At 74.8% G+C, this 19953-nt stretch carries 10 protein-coding genes; 3 read left to right on the top strand and 7 right to left on the bottom strand.

What is annotated here, in order from left to right:
* Positions 1-2: 2 nt before the first annotated feature.
* Genes CS0771_RS16140 through CS0771_RS16110 form a run of 7 tightly spaced genes read right to left on the bottom strand, consistent with a single transcriptional unit; the run spans position 3 to position 14969 of the window.
* Positions 3-4448: a non-ribosomal peptide synthetase gene (locus tag CS0771_RS16140; RefSeq protein ID WP_212841750.1), complete on the bottom strand. Its 4446-nt coding sequence runs from the start codon at positions 4446-4448 to the stop codon at positions 3-5.
* Positions 4448-4666 carry an MbtH family protein gene (locus tag CS0771_RS16135; RefSeq protein WP_212841749.1) on the bottom strand — a complete coding sequence of 73 codons (219 nt, stop codon included), beginning with the start codon at positions 4664-4666 and terminating at the stop codon, positions 4448-4450. The genes CS0771_RS16140 and CS0771_RS16135 overlap by 1 nt, the downstream gene beginning before the upstream one ends.
* A 32-nt stretch (positions 4667-4698) precedes the next feature.
* Complete coding sequence (locus CS0771_RS16130; protein WP_212841748.1) at positions 4699-6258, bottom strand: PfaD family polyunsaturated fatty acid/polyketide biosynthesis protein; 1560 nt, start codon at positions 6256-6258, stop codon at positions 4699-4701.
* Positions 6255-8063: a beta-ketoacyl synthase gene (locus tag CS0771_RS16125; RefSeq protein ID WP_212841747.1), complete on the bottom strand. Its 1809-nt coding sequence runs from the start codon at positions 8061-8063 to the stop codon at positions 6255-6257. The genes CS0771_RS16130 and CS0771_RS16125 overlap by 4 nt, the downstream gene beginning before the upstream one ends.
* Positions 8060-8896: a hypothetical protein gene (locus CS0771_RS16120; protein WP_212841746.1), complete on the bottom strand. Its 837-nt coding sequence runs from the start codon at positions 8894-8896 to the stop codon at positions 8060-8062. Before CS0771_RS16120 ends, CS0771_RS16125 begins: the two co-directional genes overlap by 4 nt.
* Complete coding sequence (locus CS0771_RS16115) at positions 8893-11043, bottom strand: KR domain-containing protein (RefSeq protein WP_212841745.1); 2151 nt, start codon at positions 11041-11043, stop codon at positions 8893-8895. The genes CS0771_RS16120 and CS0771_RS16115 overlap by 4 nt, the downstream gene beginning before the upstream one ends.
* 59 nt (positions 11044-11102) lie before the next feature.
* Positions 11103-14969 (bottom strand): type I polyketide synthase, encoded by a 3867-nt coding sequence (locus tag CS0771_RS16110; protein ID WP_212841744.1) that lies wholly within the window; start codon positions 14967-14969, stop codon positions 11103-11105.
* 687 nt (positions 14970-15656) lie between these two features.
* Between CS0771_RS16110 and CS0771_RS16105 the strand changes: the two genes are divergently transcribed.
* From CS0771_RS16105 to sbnA, 3 genes are all read left to right on the top strand, one after another.
* The gene (locus tag CS0771_RS16105) at positions 15657-17660 is read left to right on the top strand and encodes a BTAD domain-containing putative transcriptional regulator (RefSeq protein WP_212841743.1); all 2004 of its coding nucleotides are present in this window, start codon (positions 15657-15659) and stop codon (positions 17658-17660) included.
* Positions 17661-17806: 146 nt separating this feature from the next.
* The gene (locus CS0771_RS38765; protein WP_244870825.1) at positions 17807-18949 is read left to right on the top strand and encodes a hypothetical protein; all 1143 of its coding nucleotides are present in this window, start codon (positions 17807-17809) and stop codon (positions 18947-18949) included.
* Positions 18946-19944, top strand: coding sequence for a 2,3-diaminopropionate biosynthesis protein SbnA (gene sbnA, locus CS0771_RS16100; RefSeq protein WP_244870824.1), 999 nt, complete (start codon positions 18946-18948; stop codon positions 19942-19944). Before CS0771_RS38765 ends, sbnA begins: the two co-directional genes overlap by 4 nt.
* Positions 19945-19953 lie beyond the last annotated feature (9 nt).

The raw sequence follows: 19953 nt of genomic DNA, 5'->3' as shown, positions 1-19953 counted from the left end.
GCTCAGAGTCCCCGTTCGTCGACGAGTAGTGCTTCCAGGTCGTCGAGTTCGGACTGGTCGATGGCGACCAGGTCCAGGTCCGACGGGGTGAGGCCGCCCGCGCCCGGGTCGTCGGCGTGGGCGGCGAGGCCGTGCAGCGCCTGTGCCCACAGCTCGGCGAGCTCGGTGACGTCCTGGCCGTGGATGCGAGACGCCCACACCCACTCGGCGACCAGCTGGGGGCCGTCGGGGGTGTCGCGGACGTGCGCGTCGATCTCGACCGCGTGGCCGAGCGGCTGCGCCGGGTGGGCTGCGTGGGTGAGTTCGTGGCCGGGCAGCAGCCGCCAGCCGTGGTGACCGGTGCCCGCGTCGAGCCGTCCCAGGTAGTTGAAGGCCAGCCCCGGGCGCGGCGCGTCGAGCCGGTCGCGGAGCAGGCCGTAGCCGCTGCCGTTGCCCGGCACCTGGCGCAGCTGCTCCTTCACGGTCTTGAGCACCCGGCCCGCGGCGGGGCCGCCGACGGCGATCTCCGCCCAGTCCGGGCTGCCCGGCGTGAGCCGGACCGGGTACTGCGCGGTGAACCAGCCGACGGTGCGCGACAGGTCGAGGTCGGTGTCGTCGCGGCCGTGCCCCTCCAGGGCGAGGTGGACCGTGTCGCGGCCGGTCCACCGGGCGGCGGCCGACGCCAGCGCGGCGAGCAGGACGTCGTCCGGGCCGCAGTGGAACAGCGCGGGCAGGCGGGTGAGCAGGGTGTCCACGGTGGCGCCGGTGAGCCGGACGGTGGTGCGGCCGGCGGTGCCGGCCACGTCCTTGTCCGGGTCGAGGGGCGCGGCGGCGACGTCGGCGACGATCGCGCGCCAGGTGTCCAGCTCGGCGGTGCGGTCGGTGCCGGTCAGGCGGCGGGCGTAGGTGCGGAACGAGACCGGCACGGGCGCCGGGTCCGTCCCCGCGGCGGCCGCGGCCAGGTCGGCGGCGAGCACGCGCCAGGAGACGCCGTCGACGGCCAGGTGGTGTACGACCAGCAGCAGGCGGCCGGGGTCGCCGTCGTGCCACACGGCCTGCAGCAGCACACCAGAACCGACGTCGAGCCGGTCCCGGGCGTCCTCGACGGCGAGCTGGTCGACGGACTCGACCTGGCGGATCAGCGACGCGGCGGCGACCGAGCCGACCGGCATGATCTGCCAGCGGCGGGCCGCGACGTCGAACCGCGAGCGCAGCACGTGATGGGTGTCCAGCAGTTGCTGCAGGGCACCGGTCAGGTCGTCCGGCCGCAGCCCGGACGGCACCTCCAGCATGATCGCCTGGTGTACGGCGTCGAGCGGGCCGCCCGCGTCGAGCCAGCCGGTGACGATCGGTGTGGGCGGCACCTCGCCGATGCCCTCGGCGGCGGGTTCGGCGACGGCCCGTTCGGCTGCGACGGCGGCGGCGGCCAGCGCGGCGATGGTGCGGCACTGGAACACGTCGCGGGCGGTGAACTGCAGGCCCGCCGCCCGTGCCCGGCTGACCAGCTGGATCGCGACGATGCTGTCGCCGCCGAGTTCGAAGAAGCTGTCCTCGGGGCCGATCGCGGGCAGGCCCAGCACCCCGGCGGCCAGCTCGCAGAGCAGGCGTTCGCGCTCGTCGCGGGGCGTTCGGCCGCCGCCGGACCCGAGGTCGGGCCGGGGCAGGGCCTTGCGGTCGACCTTGCCGCTGGTGTTGAGGGGCAGCGTGTCCAGCACCACGAACGCGGCGGGCACCATGTGCTCGGGCAGCGCCGCCGCGGCGGCCGCCCGGGCGGCGGCCGGCTCGACCGCGGCGTCGTCGCGGCGAGACAGGTACGCCACCAGGCGGCGGTCGCCGGGCCGGTCCTCGCGGACCACGACGACCGCGTCGGAGACGCCGGGCACCACCCGCAGCGCCGCCTCGATCTCGCCCAGCTCGATGCGCTGCCCGCGGATCTTCACCTGGTGGTCGCGGCGGCCCAGGAACTCCAGCTCCCCGGCCGGGGTCCAGCGGGCGTGGTCGCCGGTGCGGTACATGCGGGCGCCGGGTGTGGTCGCGAACGGGTCGGCGACGAACGTGGCGGCGGTGCGGCCGGTGTCGCCGAGGTAGCCGCGGCCGACGCCGGTGCCGCCGACGTACAGCTCGCCGGGCACCCCGGCGGGCAGTGGGCGCAGCGCGGGGTTCAGCACGTACAGGCGGGTGTTGCGGACCGGCCGTCCGATCGGGACGACGCCGCCGTCGGCCACGTCGCCGTCGCGCAGCACGGCGTGGGTGACGTCGTCGGAGCACTCGGTCGGGCCGTACGCGTTCATCAGCGGGATCCGCGGATACCTGGCGAACCAGCGGCGGCACAGGTCGGCGGGCAGCGCCTCGCCCGTGACGACCAGCCAGCGCAGCTCGGGCAGCGCGACGTCCGGCAGGCCCGCGTCCCAGGCGTCCAGCGCGGCGCGCAGCAGCGAGGGCACCACCTCCAGGATGGTGACGGCGTTCCCGGCGGCCAGGCCGAACAGCTCCATCGGGTCGCGGGCGGCGTCCTCGTCGGCGACGTGGACCTGGCCGCCGACCATCAGCGCGGCCAGCATCTGCCATACCGAGATGTCGAAGGTGAGGGGCGCGTTGGCCACGATCCGGTCGGCGGCGGTGAGCCCCAGGTCGTCCACCTTGGCCAGCAGGTGGTTGAGCGCGCCGCGGTGGTGTACGAGCGCGCCCTTGGGCCGGCCGGTGGAGCCGGAGGTGAAGATGGCGTAGGCGAGGCCGTCGGGGTCGGGCCGCCCGGCGGGGTCGGCGTCGCCGTCCAGGCCCGGACCGGGCACGACCGCGACCGGGTCGATGTCGGCGAGCAGCGCGGCGACCCGGTCGGCGGGGTTGGCCGGGTCGACCGGCACGTAGGCGGCGCCGGTCTTCAGCACGGCCAGCACCGTGGCGATCATGTCGGTGGAGCGGGGCAGCATGGTGGCCACGAACGTCTCGGGCCCGGCGCCGCGGGCGGCCAGCGCGCGGGCCAGCCGCTCGGCGCGGTCGTTCAGCTGCGCGTAGGTGGTGGTGGCGCCCGCGTCGACGACGGCGACCGCGTCGGGGGTCTGCGCGGCGTGCCGTTCGAACTGCTCGACCAGGGTGCCTTCGGGCAGCGGCCGGGGCGGGACGGCGCCGGTGCTCAGCACCCTGGCCTTCTCCACGGCGCCGATGGTGTCCAGCCGCCCGACCGGGCGGTCGGGGTCGCCGACCAGCGCGGTGAGGAAGACGGCGAAGCGCCGCCGGTGCTCGGCGAGCTCGGCCGTGGTGTACAGGCCGAGGTCGCCGTCGAAGTCGATGCGCAGCCCGCCGGTGTCGGGCAGGCCGTAGATGTGCACGGCGAGCCCGTCGACGGGACCGTTGGTGAGGTTGTGGAACGTGGACGTCGCCGGGCCGAACTTCACGTCGAACGGGAACGACATGACGTTGATCTCGATGTTGAACAGGCCCCGGTCGTGCTCGAGCGCGCCGCGTTCGCGGCGGATGTCCTCGTAGCGGTATCGCTGGTGCAGCAGGGCCTCGCGCAGCTGCGCGCCGACCGACCGCGCCAGCTCGGCGAACGGCTGGTCCGGGCGCACGCCGACCCGCAGCGGCAGCACGTTGGACAGCATGCCGGGGGTACGCAGCAGCAGCTCGTTGTCGCGGGCCAGCACGGGCAGCGCGAACGTCAGCTCGGCCGCGCCGGTCAGGTGGTGCACGTAGGTGGCCAGGCCGGCGACGACGAGCGTGGTCCAGGGCACCCCGGCCGCCCTGGCGGCGGCGCGCAGCGCGTCGGTGGCGGCGTCGCTGAGCCTGCCCGTGGTCCGGAACACCTGCCCGGTGGGCGCCGCCGACGAGGTGGACAGCGTGACCGGCTCGGGTGCGCCGTCGAGCAGCCCGGCCCAGTAGGCGCGGTCGGTCTCGAAGCGCGGCGAGCCCCGGTAGGCGGCCTCGTCGTCGAGCAGCTCGGCGACCGTGCCCATGGTCGGCGCCGGGCAGGGGCGGCCGTTGACCAGGGCTGAGTAGATGACACCGACCCGGCGGGCGATGATCAGGCCGCTGTACCCGTCGGCGGCCAGGTGGTGGACGCGCTGATACCACAGGTGGCGTTCGGGGCCCAGGCGTAGCAGCGCGCCGGTGCCCAGCGGCGGGCGGCCGAGGTCGACCGGTGCGGCCAGGTCCTCGTCCATCCACTGCCGGGCGGCCTGCTCGGGGTCGGGCCGGTCGCTGAGGTCGACGTCGTGCAGCGTCCAGTCGGACAGGTCGGCCAGGTGCTGGCGCACGGTGGTGTCGTGCTCGGTGAAGTAGAGCCGCAGGCTCTCCACCTCGGTGACGGCCTGCGCCATCGCGCGGGCCATCAGCGCCCGGTCCAGCGGCCCGGCGATGTCGGTGTACTGGGCGACGCTGTACTGCCGCCCGGCGTGGGCGAGCTGCTGGGCGAACCAGAGCCCGTGCTGCCCGGCGAGCAGCGGCAGGCCGTCTTCGGCGCGGGTGTCCATCAGGCCTGCTGCTCGGCCATGCGCCGGGCCAGGCTGGCCGGGCGCATGTCGGTCCACTGCCGCTCGATGTGGTCGAGGCAGTCCTGCCGCGGCGCGGGGCCGCAGACGGTGCGCCACCCGGCCGGCACGTCGGCGAACGCGGGCCACAGCGAGTGCTGGTTCTCGTCGTTCACCAGCACGAGGAAGGTGCCGTTGTCGTCGTCGAAGGGGTTGCTCATCTGGGTTCTCCGATCCGGATACGGGCCGCGGCTCAGCCGACGGGGAGGACGCGGTAGGCGGTCGCGGGCTGCGGCAGCCGGACCCCGGCGAGCCGCAGCTGGTGGACGCGGGCGGCGACGGCCGCGCCCCGCAGCAGGTGATGGGACACGTCGACGACGGAGCGGTTCTCGGGCGCGGCGAGGTAGGTGCCGGCCGCCCACTGGTTGAACGCGCCCATGGCGGGGCCGCACCAGATCTGGTAGTCGACGGTCCGCTCGGCGTCGCCGGTGGACGCCCACCGCGACGACAGCCCGAGATACCAGCGGAACAGCAGCGCCATGCGCCGCCGCGGGTCGGCCTGGGCGGCTTCGAGCTGGGCGGGGTCGCGGCGGGTGAAGAACTCGACGACGTCCTCCCAGACGTCGGCGATGGTGCGGCGCAGCACGACCGTCTCCAGCCACTCGCGCTCCTCGGCCGGCAACGCTTCGAGGCTGTCGTAGCGCTCGTAGCAGCGGTGCAGACGCCCGGCGCGCTGGGCGAACATGGTGCCGCGTTTGAGCACCTGCACCCGCGAGCCGAACTCGAACATGTCCGCCGACGGGGCCAGACCCACGTCGGCGATGCCGGCGGCGGCGAGCATGCGGCGGGTCTGGGCGGAGGTGCCCGCCTCGCGGCAGGCCTGGTTGACCGAGCCGGTCACGACATAGTCGGCGCCCAGGGCGAACGCGGCGTGCACGGCGGCCGGGGTGCCGATCCCGCCGGCCGCGCCGAGCCGCACTTGGGCGAGGCCGGGATGGCGCTGGCGCAGCGCGTCGCGGAGCCCGGCCAGCGCCGGGAGCAGCACGGCGAGCGGGCGGCCGTCGGTGTGCCCGCCGGAATCGGCCTCCACGGTGACGTCGTCGGCCATGGGCACGTACGCTGCGAGGGCGGCCTGCTCGGCGCTGATCAGCCCGGCGTCGGCCAGGGCGGTGACGATCGCCGGGTCGGCCGGGGTCAGGAAGCGCTCGGCGACCTCGGGCCGGGACACCTTGGCGATGACCCGGTTGGCGGCTGCGACGGAGCCGTCGGGGCGGCGGTGCAGGCTGGCCAGGCGGTAGTGGACGAGCGGCGCGGTCAGGTTCATGAACGCGGACGCCTCGACGCAGCGCACGCCGTGGCGCAGGCAGAGGTCGACCACGGCCCGTTCCACGGCGGGCTCGTGCGGGGCGTGCAGCAGGTTCACCGCGTAGGGCAGGCCCGCCGCGTGCGCGGCGAGGTGGTGCAGGGCCTGCTCGATGCGGCTGGGCGCGACGCCGCCGGAGCCGTACGCGGCGAGGTAGCCGTGGCGGGCCATGGCCGTGACGAGTTCGGGCGAGGCGATGCCGCCGGCCATCGCGCCTGCCATCAGCGCGTACGTGACGCCGTGGGCGGTGCGGAAGCCCGGGTCGCCCAGCCGGGTGGCAGGCAGCGGCGCCAGGGACAGCACCGGCCGCGCGCCGCGCGCGGGCAGGACGTGGGTGAGCGCGACGCCGGCCGGGGTCTGCACCACGTGGCAGGGCAGCTCGACGGCGTTGAGGACCTCGTTGATGCCGGCCGGGTCGGTGCGCGGGCCGGACAGCGCCGGGGCGGTCACGCCGCACCGTCCGGGCGCACCGCCAGCGCGACGCCGCTGACCTCGTAGATGCGCAGGCCGCGTTTCCACACGTTCGCGTCGGCGACGACGACCAGGCCGGCGTCGTCCTGCCGGACGTCGCTGACGTGCAGGTCGAACAACATCTCCGGGTCCTCCCGCAGGATCTGGCCGCGGTATCGCCACGTCATCGGGACGCCGGCCGGGCGGACGAAACGGGCCGGGCCGAGGCCGTCGGCCAGGCCGCTGCGCATGACGTACACCTGCAGGGCCTGCAGGATCGCCTCGACGCCGAGCGAGCCGGGCATCACCGGGTCCAGGTAGAAGTGCCGGGCGAAGTACCAGTCGGCGGGGTCGATGCGGCGGCGGGCCAGCACGTAGCCGCGGCCGTGCGTGCCGCCGCCGGGGACCAGCACCGCGTCGTCGATCAGGGCGAGGCGGCCGTGGCCCAGGTGCAGGCCGTCGCCGGGGCGCGGGCGCCGCCAGCCGGGGTCGCCCGCGATGTCGATGCGCTGGGCGTCGGCCGCCGGGTGGGCGTCCAGCCACGGCGGGACGAGGCGGCCGCCGTCGAGCCCGGTCTGGTTGGCCAGTGCCGCGTCGTTGAAGTAGCCGAACAGCGACTGGCCCTGGTAGAAGGGCTCGCCGCCGACGGTCAGGGTGTAGGCGAGGTCCTGCAGGATGACCCCCGCGAGCCGCTGGGTGGACAGCAGCGTGGACTCGTGGCGCACGGTGCGCCCGCGCAGGTCCACGTCGCGCAGGACCGTGGCGGTCCCGTTGAGGTTGCGGATCGAGTAGGTCTCGTCCGGGTCGCCGAGGATCGAGCCCAGGTACGCGGTGGTGAGCGCGGCGGCCTGCAGCGAGGTCTCCATGAGCACGCAGTTGGGCATGTCGGCGGTCCCGGACTCGTGGTAGTACCAGGAATCCGGGGCGGAGTCGTACTCCGACACCATGCGGGCGCCGTCGGCGACGGCGTCGCGGGAACCCTCCAGCGACATGATCCGGTCGACGTACTTGAAGTCGCCGTTGGCGCCGCGCGGGCTGCGCCGACCGTCGTAGACGGCGAACTCGGGACCCATCCCGGTGGGCAGGTCGCCCAGGCAGATGTGCGCCAGGTGGAACTCGTTGACCAGCGACGGATCACCGGCGGCGTTGCGCCTGCCGAGGAAGCGGGCCGGGCGGCCTCCTGCCTCGGGCCGGTAGGCGGTGCCGGGGCGCTCGCGCACCTGCAGCGCGAAGTCGTGGATCCGCACCACGGCCCGGTCGCCGTCGTAGCAGGTGATGTCGGCGACGACGGTCGGGCGCGGGAGCAGGTCGATTTCGGTGACCTCGGCGACGTAGCGCAGCCGGGACGACGCCGGGGTCACCTGCCCGCGCATGGTCAGAGTGCCGGGACGGCCCGCGACCGGCTGGAACTCCGCGTCGGGGAAGACCAGGTGCAGGCCCAGGAACATGGCGTACGTCTGCAGGACCTGCGCGGCCCCCTCCACGATGAGCGAGCCGGGCAGCAGCGGGTCGCCGGGGAAGTGGCAGGCGAAGTACCAGTCGTCGGGGCTGATCCGCTGCACGGCCTCGATCCGGCCGAGGCGGCGCGGGCCGCCGGTGCGGTCGATCCCGGTGACTTCGTCGAGCACCAGCAGCCGGCCGTGGGGCAGCCGGATCGCGGGGTTCAGGCGCTCGGCGCCGGTGCCCTGCCGCCAGGCCGGGCCGAACACCTGCGCGCAGTCGCCCGCCGCGAGCTGTTCGAGCGCGGCGCGGTCCAGCCGGGTGCGGTCGGTGCGGGCCAGTGGCTTGAACCAGCCGGGGGTCATGGCCTCGGTGCGTCTGCGGTCGGCGGGTGAGCTGACGATCCCCCGGCGGCGTCCAGCGCCTCCCGGGTGAAGAACCCGGCGCGGGCACCGTGCAGGGCGAAGACCGGCTGGTCGCCCGCGTGGCAGGTGGTCCGGAACGCGAAGACGAGGTTGTCGCCCAGCGCGGTGAAGCTCTCGATCTCGGTGTCGTAGCGCAGGGTCTGCCCGGTGCGCGGCCGCGGGCCGTGGAACACGGCGTCGCCGCCGAGCAGCCGGAAGAAGCGCTCCGCCGGGCGGTCCAGGTCCACGCCGAGGTACGCGGCCAGCAGCATGCAGCTCTGCCCGGCCTCGGTGGCCAGACCGATCGAGACGTCGCCGTCGACGGCGAACCAGGCGTCGTGCGGGATGTCGTACTCGACGGTGATCGCCGCCGGTCCGAACTCGCCGGTCGTGCCCTCCAGCCGGGTGACGCGGGAGGCGAACAGGAACGGCGGTGCGGGCAGCCGGGTCCGGCCGGGCAGCTCGTCGACCGGCGCGAACCGGGGGCCGAAGACGTTGGCGGCCTTGCCGATGGCGAACTCCAGCAGGTCGGCCTCGTCGAGGATCGGCCGCCCGGCGGCAGGACCGGACGCGCCGGCGGGACCGGATGCGGCGGCCGGACCGGATGCGGCGGCGGCTTCCAGCTCGCGCAGGACCCGTTCCTGCACGGCGTGGTGGGCGCTGAGCGCGGCCAGGTGGGCACGCGCAACGGCGGAGCCGAGCCGCCCGGCGGCCGGGATCGCGGGCCGGTGCGCGGGTGCGACGTCCTCGTCAAGGACGATCGTCTCGCCGTGGGGCTGCATGTCCGTCCTCATCGGGCCGTCACCCGGAACTTGTCGTTGAGCGCCGCCGCGCCGACCGCTTCGAGGTCGTCGAAGACCGCGAGCACGGTGCCGTCCTCGGCGCAGGCGACGAGGGTGGCGCGGTGGACGCTGCCTTCGGACACGACGTTCTCGACGATCGCGTAGAACGGGGTGTCGTCGGGCAGCCGGTGGTAGAGCCGCAATCCGGCGGCACGGCTGGGCAGGCTGCTCACGCCGTGGTGGCGGCGGACCCATACCGACAGGCTCTGCAGCAGCAGATCCAGCAGGGCGGGCTGATAGTCCGCGGTGCCGTAGGCGCCGCAGCCGAGGCCGGGGTCGTGCAGGCGGCAGGCGGTGATCAGGCCGGTGTCGTCGTCGGCGAGCAGCCGGCGGATGCCCTGCAGCGCCGGGCCGTGGAACAGGGTCCCGTCGGTGTAGACGTCGATCGCTGCGCCGCCGTCGAGGGCGGGCAGCCCGTGCCGGGCCGGTGCCGCCGCGGGTGGTGTGGTCAGCAGTTCTGCCCGGTAGCGTGGGCGTCCGCTCTCGTCGCGGACCGTGACCTCGGTGCCGCCGTCGGTGCCGGTGGTCTCGAAGCGCAGCTCAGCTGGGCCGGATTCGCCGAGGACCACGCCGCGGTAGACGACGATCTGCCGGGCGGCGTGTGCCGTGGGGTCGGCCACGTTGAGCATGGCGCCGAGCGCGCCGGTCATCGGCAGGACCGGCTTGCCGTCGATCGCGTGGGCGAGGACCGCCGGGTCGGCCGACAGCGGCGCCAGGCTGCGGTCGACCGGGCCGCCGGTGGGTCCGGCGGGCGCGGGGCCGGTCAGCGGCGCGTCCGGTCCGACGATGACGATCCGGTCGGCGGCGGGGGCGGTCATCCGGTCGGTGAAGACGCGTACGCCCTCGTCGACGGGGATGAGCGGCACGCCGCGTTCGGTGAACAGGCGCGCCAGTTCCGGGGTGACCATGCCACCGGCCCACGCGCCCCAGTTCAGCGCGACGGTGTTGATGCCGTCGCGGGTGCGGTGCAGTGCCGCGGCCAGCCGGTTGAGCGCCTCGTTGGCCATGGCGTAGTCGGCCTGGCCGGCGTTGCCCCGCCAGCCGGCGATGGAGGAGAAGGCCGCGACGTGGCGCAGCCGGTCCAGGTCGAGCGCGGCGAGCACCGCGAACCAGCCGTGCACCTTCGGGGCGAGCACGCGGGCGGCGTCGCCAGGTGCCTTGTCGGCGATGCGCTGGTCGGCGAGTACGCCCGCGCCGTGTACGAAACCGGTGATCCGGTCGCGGTGGGGTGCCAGGGCGGCCCGCACCGACTCGGTGTCGGCGACGTCGGCGACGGCGTACTCGGCAGCGGCCCCGGTGGCCCGGATCGCGGCGAGCGTCGCCCGGACCTCACGCGCGGCGGCCAGGCCGCGGAACTCGGCCTCCACCTCGCGCGGGCTGGGCTGCCGACCGGCGGCGCGGTGCTGGGCGACGATCGCGGCCCGCAGCCGGTCGTCGGGGATGCCGTGCGCCCAGGCCGGTTCGTCGGGCAGCGGGCTGCGGCCGAGCAGGATCAGGCCGCAACCGGTGCGTTCGGCCAGCGCGGTGGCGCAGTGGGCGGTGATGCCGCGGCCGCCGCCGGTGACGACGATCAGGTCGTCCGGGCCGACCGCCGGTCCCGCGGCGGGCGGGACGGCCAGGGGTGTGCTGGCCGGTGTGCGCCGACGGCCCGCGAGGTGGGCGACCTGGAGCAAGTCCCGACGCGGATCGGCGAGTTCGGCGAGCACCAGTTCGGCGCAGTCGTCGGCGGAGATGTCGGGGGCGATGTCCAGCGCGCGGCAGAACAGCTCCGGCGCCTCGATCGCGAGCGTCTTGACCAGGCCGGTGACGGCGCCGAGCACGGCCGCCGGGCCGTCGGCGTCCTCCAGGCCGAACGCCCCGTCCAGCCGGGTGAGGGTGACGAACGCCGCCCGCCCGCCGGCCCGCTCCAGCACGGGCTGGTAGCGCCCGGCGAGGGCGAGCGTGTCCGCCAGCACGCCGGTAGCAGCCTGCGGGTCGGCGGCGGTGGCGGGCAGCTCGACGAGCACCAGCCGCAGCTGGTCGACGTCGGCGGGCTCGGTGTGCACGTGCCAGCCGCTGTCGCGCAGCCGCCGAGCGATGGTGCCGTCGCCGCCCAGCACCAGCGCCTGCGGGTCGGTGCCGTAGGCGGCGGCGAGCCGGTCCGGCGGCGGGAGGTCGATCAGGCGGCCGGCCCGCTGCTCGACGACAGGGCCGCGAGGGCTTTTGGGGAGGTGCCCGCCTCCCCCGGTGCGCCGCCCTGGGCGGCGGTGACCACCGCGATGATGTCGTCGAGCGTACGCGTGGCGGCCAGGCTCTCCGGGGTGATGGTCCGGGCGTCCGGGAAGCGGTTGGCCAGCGTGGACATGATCTCGACCCGCTTGATGGAGTCGATGCCGAGGTCCGCCTCGATGTCCATGGTGGCGTCGAGCATGTCGGCGGGGTATCCGGTCTTGTCGGCGACGATCTCGAGCAGGACGCCGCGCACGTCGCCGCCGGTCTCGGCCGCGGGCTGGACCGGTGCCGCGCCGTTCGCGACGTCTGCCGACGCGGTGGCCGCCGCTGCCGCCGTCGCGGTGGCCGGGGCCACCGGGTGGCCCGGACCCGTGAGGTGGGCGGGAGCCGTCGCGTCGATCGGAGCCGTCGCCTGGGCCGGAGCCGTAGCGTTGAGCGGAGCCGTGGTGTTGAGCGGAGCCGTGGCGGCCGGTGCGGCGGCGTGGATCGGGGCCGGTACGGCGAAGGCTGCCGCCGTGCGGTCGGCCAACCGCGGCGCGGGCGGCACGTAGGCGGCCGCCGCCGTGGGCGGCTGCGCGCCGGGCCAGTCCGTCTCCACGTACGCCGACTGGCCCACGGCGAGGGTGTCGCCCGCGCCGGCCAGTGCCCGCAGCACGTCGCTGGCCTGCCCGTGGCTCTGGCTGATCGCGATGCCGTGCTCGGTGAGCGCGGCGATGCCGGCCATCACCGACTCGCGCGGCCCGTTGGCGACCTCGTGCTGCAGCAGCGCGGCGATCCGCTCGGCGACCTGCAGCTGGGTGGCCAGGAAGTGGCCGTGCATGGTCAGGTGCTCGCCGGCCAGCGTCGCCAGGTGGGCGGGCGAGGCGGCGGGCGCGACCGGGGCGAGCACGGCGGTGACCGCTGCCGCGACCGGCGCGGCTCCGTCCGTCGCGGCCGCCTGCGGTGCGGGGACGCGGTATCCGTTGTCCAGCGCGTCCTGGTACTCGTCGCGACGCTGCTGCGGGATGTGGTTCATGCCGTCCAACTCGACGCTCAGCCCCTTCCGGGTGGGTTGGTGGATCTCGGGCGCGGTGTACCGGTTGATGCCGGTCAGCGGCATGCCCAGCACGGCCAGCTGCGCCGCGAGCTGCTTCACGGCCCGGTCGGCGTCGCCGCGCGGCCCGTTGTCGGCGTTGAGGACGACCACGTCGGGGTGGTCGCCGAGGGTGGCCCGGACCAGGCCGGACAGCACCGAGCGCGGTCCGAACTCGACGAAGACCCGGAAGCCTTCGTCGTACATCTGGCGCAGGCGGGGCTCGAAGGCCACGCGGGAGGTCAGCTGCCCGACCAGCACGTCGCGGTTGGCCTGCGGGTCGGCGCCGTACACCGCGCCCTCGGTGTCGGCGTACACCGGGAACGCGGGCTCGCCGGGCTCGGTCTGGGCGAGCGCCTGCGCCCAGTGCTCGGCCGCGTGGGCCACGTACGGCGTGTGGAACGCCGCGGCGACGGGCACCTTGCGGGCGGTGATGCCCTGCTCGGCGCAGGCGGCCAGCACCTCGTCGACGGCGGCCGTGCCGCCGCCGACCACCGTCTGGTCGGGCGCGTTGAGGTTGCAGATCAGCACGTCGGGGTGTTCGACGAGCAGCTTCTCGACGCGTTCGCGGTCGGTGGCCAGCGCCGCCATCGCGCCCGGGTCGGTCAGCTCGGCGGGCCGCTGCGCCATGGCGCGGCCGCGGGCCTGGGCCAGCCGGTGGAAGTCGGCGTCGGTGACGCTGCCGGCCGCCCACAGCGCGGTGAGCTCGCCGAAGCTGTGGCCGAGCGCCCCGTCGGGGCGGAAGCCCAGCTCGTGCAGGTAGCGGTACTGCCCGGCGGACAGCGCGCCGATGGCGGGCTGGGCGCGGTCGGTGGCGCGCAGCGCGGCCTCCTGCTCCTGCGAGACCTGCGGGTCGAACGCCGGCGGCGGGAACACCACGCGGCCGAGGGCGCCGTCGTCGGAGGCGGCCGCGGCGGCGTCGTACGCCGCGCGGACGGGCGGCAGCGCGAGCGCGGCGGTGGCGCCCATGCCCACGTACTGGCTGCCCTGCCCGGCGAACAGCGCCGCGACGCGGCCGGGGACGCCGCCCTCGCGGCGGAAGTGGATTCCGCTGTTCAGATCGAGCCGGTCGAGGTCGGGCTCGGCGGCGAGCCGTTGCCGGGCGGTCTCGCGCAGCGCGGCGCGTTCGGCGTCGTCACGGCTGACCAGGGCGATGCGGGCGTGCGCGGCGGGCACGGCGTCCTGCGGGTCGGTGCCGTACGGGTCGTCGCGCAGCGCGTCGAGCAGCTGCGGGACGGTGGGTGCGTGCCAGAGCCGCACCTGCGCGGTGCGGTGCAGGGCCGCGGCGTCGGCTGCCGGGTGCTCCTCGAGGACGCAGTGGAAGTTGGTGCCGCCGAACCCGAACGAGGACACCGCGGCACGGCGCCGGTCGACGCCGGGCTGGGTGATCCAGGGCCGGGTCCGGCTGTTGACGTAGAACGGCGAGTCGTCGAAGCCGGCCGCGGCGCGGGGCCGGGTGACGTTGATGGTCGGCGGCAGCACCTTCTGGTGCAGGGCCAGGGCGGACTTGATGACGCCCGCCACGCCTGCGGCGCCCTTGGTGTGCCCGATCTGCGATTTGACGCTGCCCACCGCGACGGTGCCGGCGGCGGCGCCGGCCTCGGTGTAGACGTCGCGCAGCGCGGACAGCTCGGTGAGGTCGCCGACGGGCGTGCCGGTGCCGTGGCACTCGATGAGCCCGATGTCGGCCGGGGTGAGACCGGCGTCGGCGTAGGCCCGGCGCAGCGCGGTGACCTGGCCTTCCCGCCGGGGCGCGTAGATGCTCTTGAACCGTCCGTCGCTGGAGGAGCCGAGGCCGCGGATCACAGCGTAGATCCGGTCGCCGTCGCGTTCGGCGTCGGCGAGGCGCTTGAGCGCCAGCATGCCGAGGCCTTCGCCGATCATGGTGCCATCGCTGTCCTCGTCGAACGGCCGGATCCGGTCGGTGCGGCTGAACGCGGGCGTCTTGCTGAAGCACAGGTACATCAGGATGGTGTTCTCGGCGTCGACGCCGCCGGTGAGCATGAGGTCGGCGCGGCCGCTGACCAGCTCGTCGACGGCCATCCGCAGTGCGGCCAGCGAGCTGGCGCAGGCGGCGTCCACGGTGCAGTTGATCCCGCCGAGGTCGAAGCGGTTGGCCACGCGGCCGGCGACGACGTTGCCGAGCATGCCGGGGAACGAGTTCTCCTGCCAGGGCGCGAACGCCTTGGTGAACTTGGCGGCGATCTCGTCGGCGTCGCGGTCGGTGAGGCCGCAGCTGCGCACGACCTCTTTGAGCACGGGCGTCTGCAGGCGGCTGACCAGCGGCTGCACGATGGAGGTGGGACCGGTGACCCCGAGCACCACGCCGGTGCGGTCCGGGCGGTACCACCCGCCGTCGAAGCAGTTCGCGTCGCGCAGGGTCTGCTCGGCCACCACGAGGCTGAGCAGCTGCAGCACGCCGGTCACTTCGAGAGTGGCCGGCGGAATGCCGTATTCGAGGGGGTGGAATGCGGTGGCCGGAATGAATCCGCCGCGCCGCGAATAGGTCTTGTCCGGCACCGTCGGATCGGGGTCGTAATAGTCGTCGAGGCGCCAGTGCGTCGCGGGCACGTCGGTGATGCAGTCGACGCCGTCGACGATATTGCCCCAGTACTCCCGCACGTCCCCCGCCTTGGGGAACAGTGCGCCCATGCCGACGATCGCGATCGGCGATTCGCCGAGCGTCCCGCTGCCCGCCGGTGCGGCGGACGCCGTCGCCGGCGCATTCATGGTCTCCGTCACGACAGACCCCCATTCCTGCTGTGCGGGTCGACCGATGGTCGCGATCTCCCCGGTCCGAACAAACGACTTCCGCTCGCGCGGTGTGTGCACATTGGACTCATGTGAGCCGTCACATGCCTGGTCGTGCATGCCTGCCCGAGCGTCGGGCGCACGCCGGGTCGTAGCGGCCCGGCACCGGAAGCGACGCTAGCCAACCGGCCTGGAATCACCGTGGCATCGACATGGAACGGCGGTGGCGGCGGCGGAGCCGTGGCGACCGGCCCACGACGGCGCGCCGTCCAATCGTCATTGAAATTCATGGCTCGATCGACATCTATGAATTAATGTGCCCCCACGGAACCGGCGTGATCCGCTAGCATTCCGCCGGGCGGGAATCGGATGTACAGATTTTGTACACGGCCAGTACAGAACCGACGTGCCGTTGTTTTGCGGCTTGGCATACTGTTCCGCGCTGGAGCGCCATTACCCGAGAGTGAGGCACCATGGAATGCCACGTGAATCCCTCGGCCGCCCGCGGCCCCGGTCTCCCGGCACGGGCACGCCGCCCGCTCGGCCGCGACGCCTCCGCGGGATCCGCCCCGCGCCGGGCCGGGCCCTGCCGAGACGCGGACCGGCGATGACGCGCCGCCAGGACGAACACCACGACGGACGCAGGTCCGGTCCACATCGCGGAGGTCTGTTCTAGCCATGCACGGGGCGATCACCTACGCCGTCCTCGGCCCATTCCAGGTCCGGCGCAACGGGCACGAAGTCGACATCGGCCACATCCGGCAGCAGGCGATACTGGCGATCCTCGTGCTGGCCGAGAACCGCCGGCTCACCGCCGACGAGCTGCTGCGCGCGGCATGGGGCGAGGACGCCCCGCCCAGCGGCGCCAAGATCATTCCACCGTACATCTACCGGCTGCGGCGAGCGCTCAACGCCGGCCCCATCAACCCCGAGGACCCGGCGGCGGGCACCCGCATCCTGCGGCTGCGCGACGGCTACCAGCTGCGGGTGGATCCCGACGCGATCGATCTCACCGAGATGACGGCGCTGGTCGACCGGGCCCGCGAGGCACGCCAGGCCGACGACCCGGCGCGCGCCCGCGACCTGTTCGCCACCGCGCTGTCGCGCTGGCACGGCGAGCCGCTCAGCGCGCTGCCCGGTCCCTACCTCGCCGCCTACCGCACCCGGCTGCTGGAGACCAGGCTCGGGGTGCTGGAGGAGCGGATCGGCGTCGACCTCGCCCTCGGGCGGCACCTGGAGGCCACCGCGGAGCTGTCCGGCCTCGTCGTGGACAACCCGCTGCGGGAGAGCCTGGTCGGCCTGCTCATGCTCGCGCTGTACCGCAGCGGGCGCCAGGCCGAGGCGCTGAAACTGTTCCACGCCACCCAGGAGGCGCTGCGCGACGAGCTCGGCGTCGATCCCGGCCCGGAGCTGCGCGCCCTGCACACCGACGTGCTGCGCGCGGACCCCGGGCTGGACGCGCCCAGCCCGCCGCCGTCGGTGGAGATCGCCGAACCCGCGCGGGCCCGGGCCGCCCCGCCCGCCGCCGAGCCGCCGGTGCTCGCCACCCACGTCGCGCCCGTCACCGCACCGGCGCGCACGGCGCCACCACTGTTCCCCCGCCCGCGCCGCGATCTACCCCGCGACCTGGTCGACTTCGTGGGGCGCCACCGCGAGATCATGACGCTGGCCGGCGAGGCCTTCGACCCGGGCGCCTCCGGGTCGGCGCGGCCGATCGCCGTCGTCAGCGGCATGGCCGGCGTCGGCAAGACCAGCCTGGCGCTGCACGCCGCGCACCTGGTCGCCGGCTGCTACAGCGACGGGCAGATCTACCTGGATCTGCGCGGGCACACCACCGGACGGGAGCCCAAGACCCCTGCCGAGGCACTGGAGAACCTGCTCGGCGCCGTCGGCGTCGGCGTCGAGCAGATCCCGCCCGGCCTGGAGGACCGGGCCGCCCTGTGGCGTTCCCACGTGGCCGGCCGCCGGCTGCTGCTGGTGCTGGACAACGTGCTGTCCGCACCGCAGGTCCGCCCCATCCTGCCCGGCAGCCCGATGTGCCGGGTGCTGATGACCAGCCGCCACGACCTGACGGGTCTGGACAGCTCGCTGCGGGTGTGGCTGTCGGGGTTCGACGTCGGCGAGGGCCTCGCGCTGCTGGAACGGGTGCTCGGCGCCGACCGGGTCGCCGCCGAGCCGGACGCCGCCCGGCGGCTGGTGGAACTGTGCGACGGGCTGCCGCTGGCCATCCGGATCTGCGCGGTGCGCCTGCGCAAACGGCCGCACTGGCCGATCAGCCGGGTGGTCAACCGCATGCAGTTCGAGGACCGGCGGCTGGCCGAGCTGTCCACCCACGACCAGCGGCTGACCACCGCGTTCGCCGCGTCCTTCGACCGGCTGCCCGCCCCCGAGCAGCGCATGTTCGTCCGGCTGGCGGTGCTGTCGAGCGAGTTCGACACCGTGGCCGCGGCACGTGCCGGGCACGTCACCGCCGCCGAGGCCGAGCAGTCGCTGGAGTACCTGCTGGACGCGAACCTGCTGGTGCAGCAGCGGGCCGACATGTTCCACATGCCGCCGCTGCTGCGCGGCTACGCCAGGACGCTGGCCACCGGCTTCGGCCGCGAGCACCTGAACGTGCGCGCCTCACCGCTGAACGCCTCGCACCGGTCGCTGCCGGTCGAGGCCCGCAGCCGGGTCAGGTGACCGGCCGCGCGCCCTCCCCGTCGCGGGAGGGCGCGCGGCGTCGCCGGGCCGGACCATCGGAATTCCATGCCCGGCCCCGGCGATTCCACGATGACTCCACGACCGCTGTCTACCGTCTCGAGGGAGGTCGACTGCTGGGGGGATACATGGAGGTTCTGAGCCCGCCACGGGCCGCTCACGGCCCGGTGGCCGCCGCGCAGCCCGGCCCGCGCTCGCCGCTCAGCCGGTATCTGGCCGACGCCGTGGACGTCCTGGCCGAGGAGGATCCGGCACTGGCGGCCGTGCTGCACGAGGCGCACGCGCAGCAGGAGGCGCGACTGCACCTGACGGCCACGGCGACGCTCACCGATCCGACTGTCCCGGCCGCGTTCGCCCTCGCCCTGTCGGCCGGCGGCGCCGCGGGCGACCGGATGGAGCAGCTGGCGCTGGAGCGGGCCCGGACGCTGTTCGGCGCTCCGCACGCGCGCCTGCTGTCGTGCACGCCCGCCGCCGCCGTCGCGGAGCTGGCCGGCGGCGCGCCGCTGACGCCGCTCACCGACCCGGCGCCCCCGCACGAGGTGACGGCAACGGCCGAAGGCGGGCCGCGGACACTCGTGGCGACGCTGCGACCTGCCCCGCGCGCGGCCGACTTCACCCGGCTGCGCCGGCACGCCGACGAGCTGGGAGCACGGCTGATCGTCGACACCACGGCGGTGACCCGGCTGGTGGCCGCGGGCCTGCACCCCAGCCCGCTGCCGCACGCCGAGGTATGGGTCACCGGGCTGGGCGGGGCCACCCTCGTGCTGGCCGCGGACGTCGTCGACCTGCCCGCCGAGCAGCCCGCCGCGGCGGCCGCGGCCCGGCTGCTCGATCTGGCCGCCCGCGACGACTACCGCAGCGCCACCGCCGAGGCGGTCGCCAACGCCAGGGAGCTGGCCGCGGAGCTGCAGATGCTGGGCTGGACCGTCGCCACCGGCGGCACCGACACCACCGTGGTGGAGCTGTGCCTCGACGGCGACGCGCCCCGGGCCGCCGCGCTCCGGCAGGCGCTCGCCTCGGTCGGGCTGCTCGTCGACGCGTACGACACGGCGCTGCTGCTCGGCACGCAGGCGGTCACCCTGCGCGGATGCCGCGGCGGGGAGATGCGGCAGCTCGCGGCCCTGCTCACCGAGATCCGGCGCACGATCGACGACGCGCGGCCGACCGGCTTCCACCGCCAGTCCGCCCGCGCCGCGGTCCGCAGGCTGGCCTCGGAGTTCCCCGTGCCGCAGCGCTCCCTGGTCACCCCGCGGCCGGGCGAGCTCTGGTGAACCGCACACTGGCACGGCGCTTCGACCTGATCCGCCGGTCCTACCAGCCGACGCCGACCGTGCCGCTGCCGGACGACGACCTCGATCTGCACCTCAAGCTCGAGTACACGAACTCGCACGGCAGCGCCAAGGACCGGGCCGCGCTGTGGATCCTCCGGCAGGCGCTTGAGCGCGGCGAGATCGACGCGGGGACCACGGTCGTCGAGTCGTCCTCGGGGAACTTCGCGGTCGCGCTCGCGTCCATCTGCCGGTCGCTGGGGGTCACGTTCATCCCGGTGCTCGACCCGAACGTGAACGCGTCGACCGAGACGCTGCTGCGCACGCTGTGCGACCGGGTGGAGAAGGTGGACGCGCCCGACGGCGCCGGGGGCTACCTGGAGGCCAGGCTGGCCCGGGTCCGCAGGCTGCGCGCCGAGCTGCCGGACGTCTACTGGACCAACCAGTACGGCAACGTCGACGCGGTCGAGGGCCACTACCGGCTCACCGGCGGCGAGCTGCGGCAGGCGCTGCACCGGATCGACTACCTGTTCGTCGGGGTGGGCACCGCCGCCACCATCGCCGGGCTGTCCCTGCGGGTCAAGGAGCGCTCGCCGCGGACCCGGGTCGTGGCCGTCGACGCGGAGGGCTCGGTGACCTTCGGCGGGCCCGCCGCGCGGCGCCGGATCCCGGGCATCGGTTCGGCCATCGGCGCACCGCTGCTGCGCCACGCGCTCATCGACGACGTCGTCATCGTTCCCGAGCTGGACGCGGCACGCGGCTGCCAGGAGCTGCTGCGCCGCTACGGGGTCTTCGCGGGCGGATCCACCGGCAGCGTCTACGCCGCGATCCGCAGCTACTTCCGCGACCATCCGCACCCGCACCGGCCGACGGTCGCGTTCCTGGCCGTCGACCGGGGCACCGGCTACGCCGACACGGTCTACAACCCCGACTGGGTGCGGCGGTTCCTCGGCGGCGACGCCGAGCCCGCCGGTGTCGCCCAGCTGGCATCCGCCTGACGAAGGAGT

It is taken from the genome of Catellatospora sp. IY07-71 (genome assembly GCF_018326265.1).
Taxonomy (GTDB): domain Bacteria; phylum Actinomycetota; class Actinomycetes; order Mycobacteriales; family Micromonosporaceae; genus Catellatospora.
Note: the sequence above shows the minus strand (reverse complement) of the source record. Positions and strands in the feature narration are given on the sequence as shown.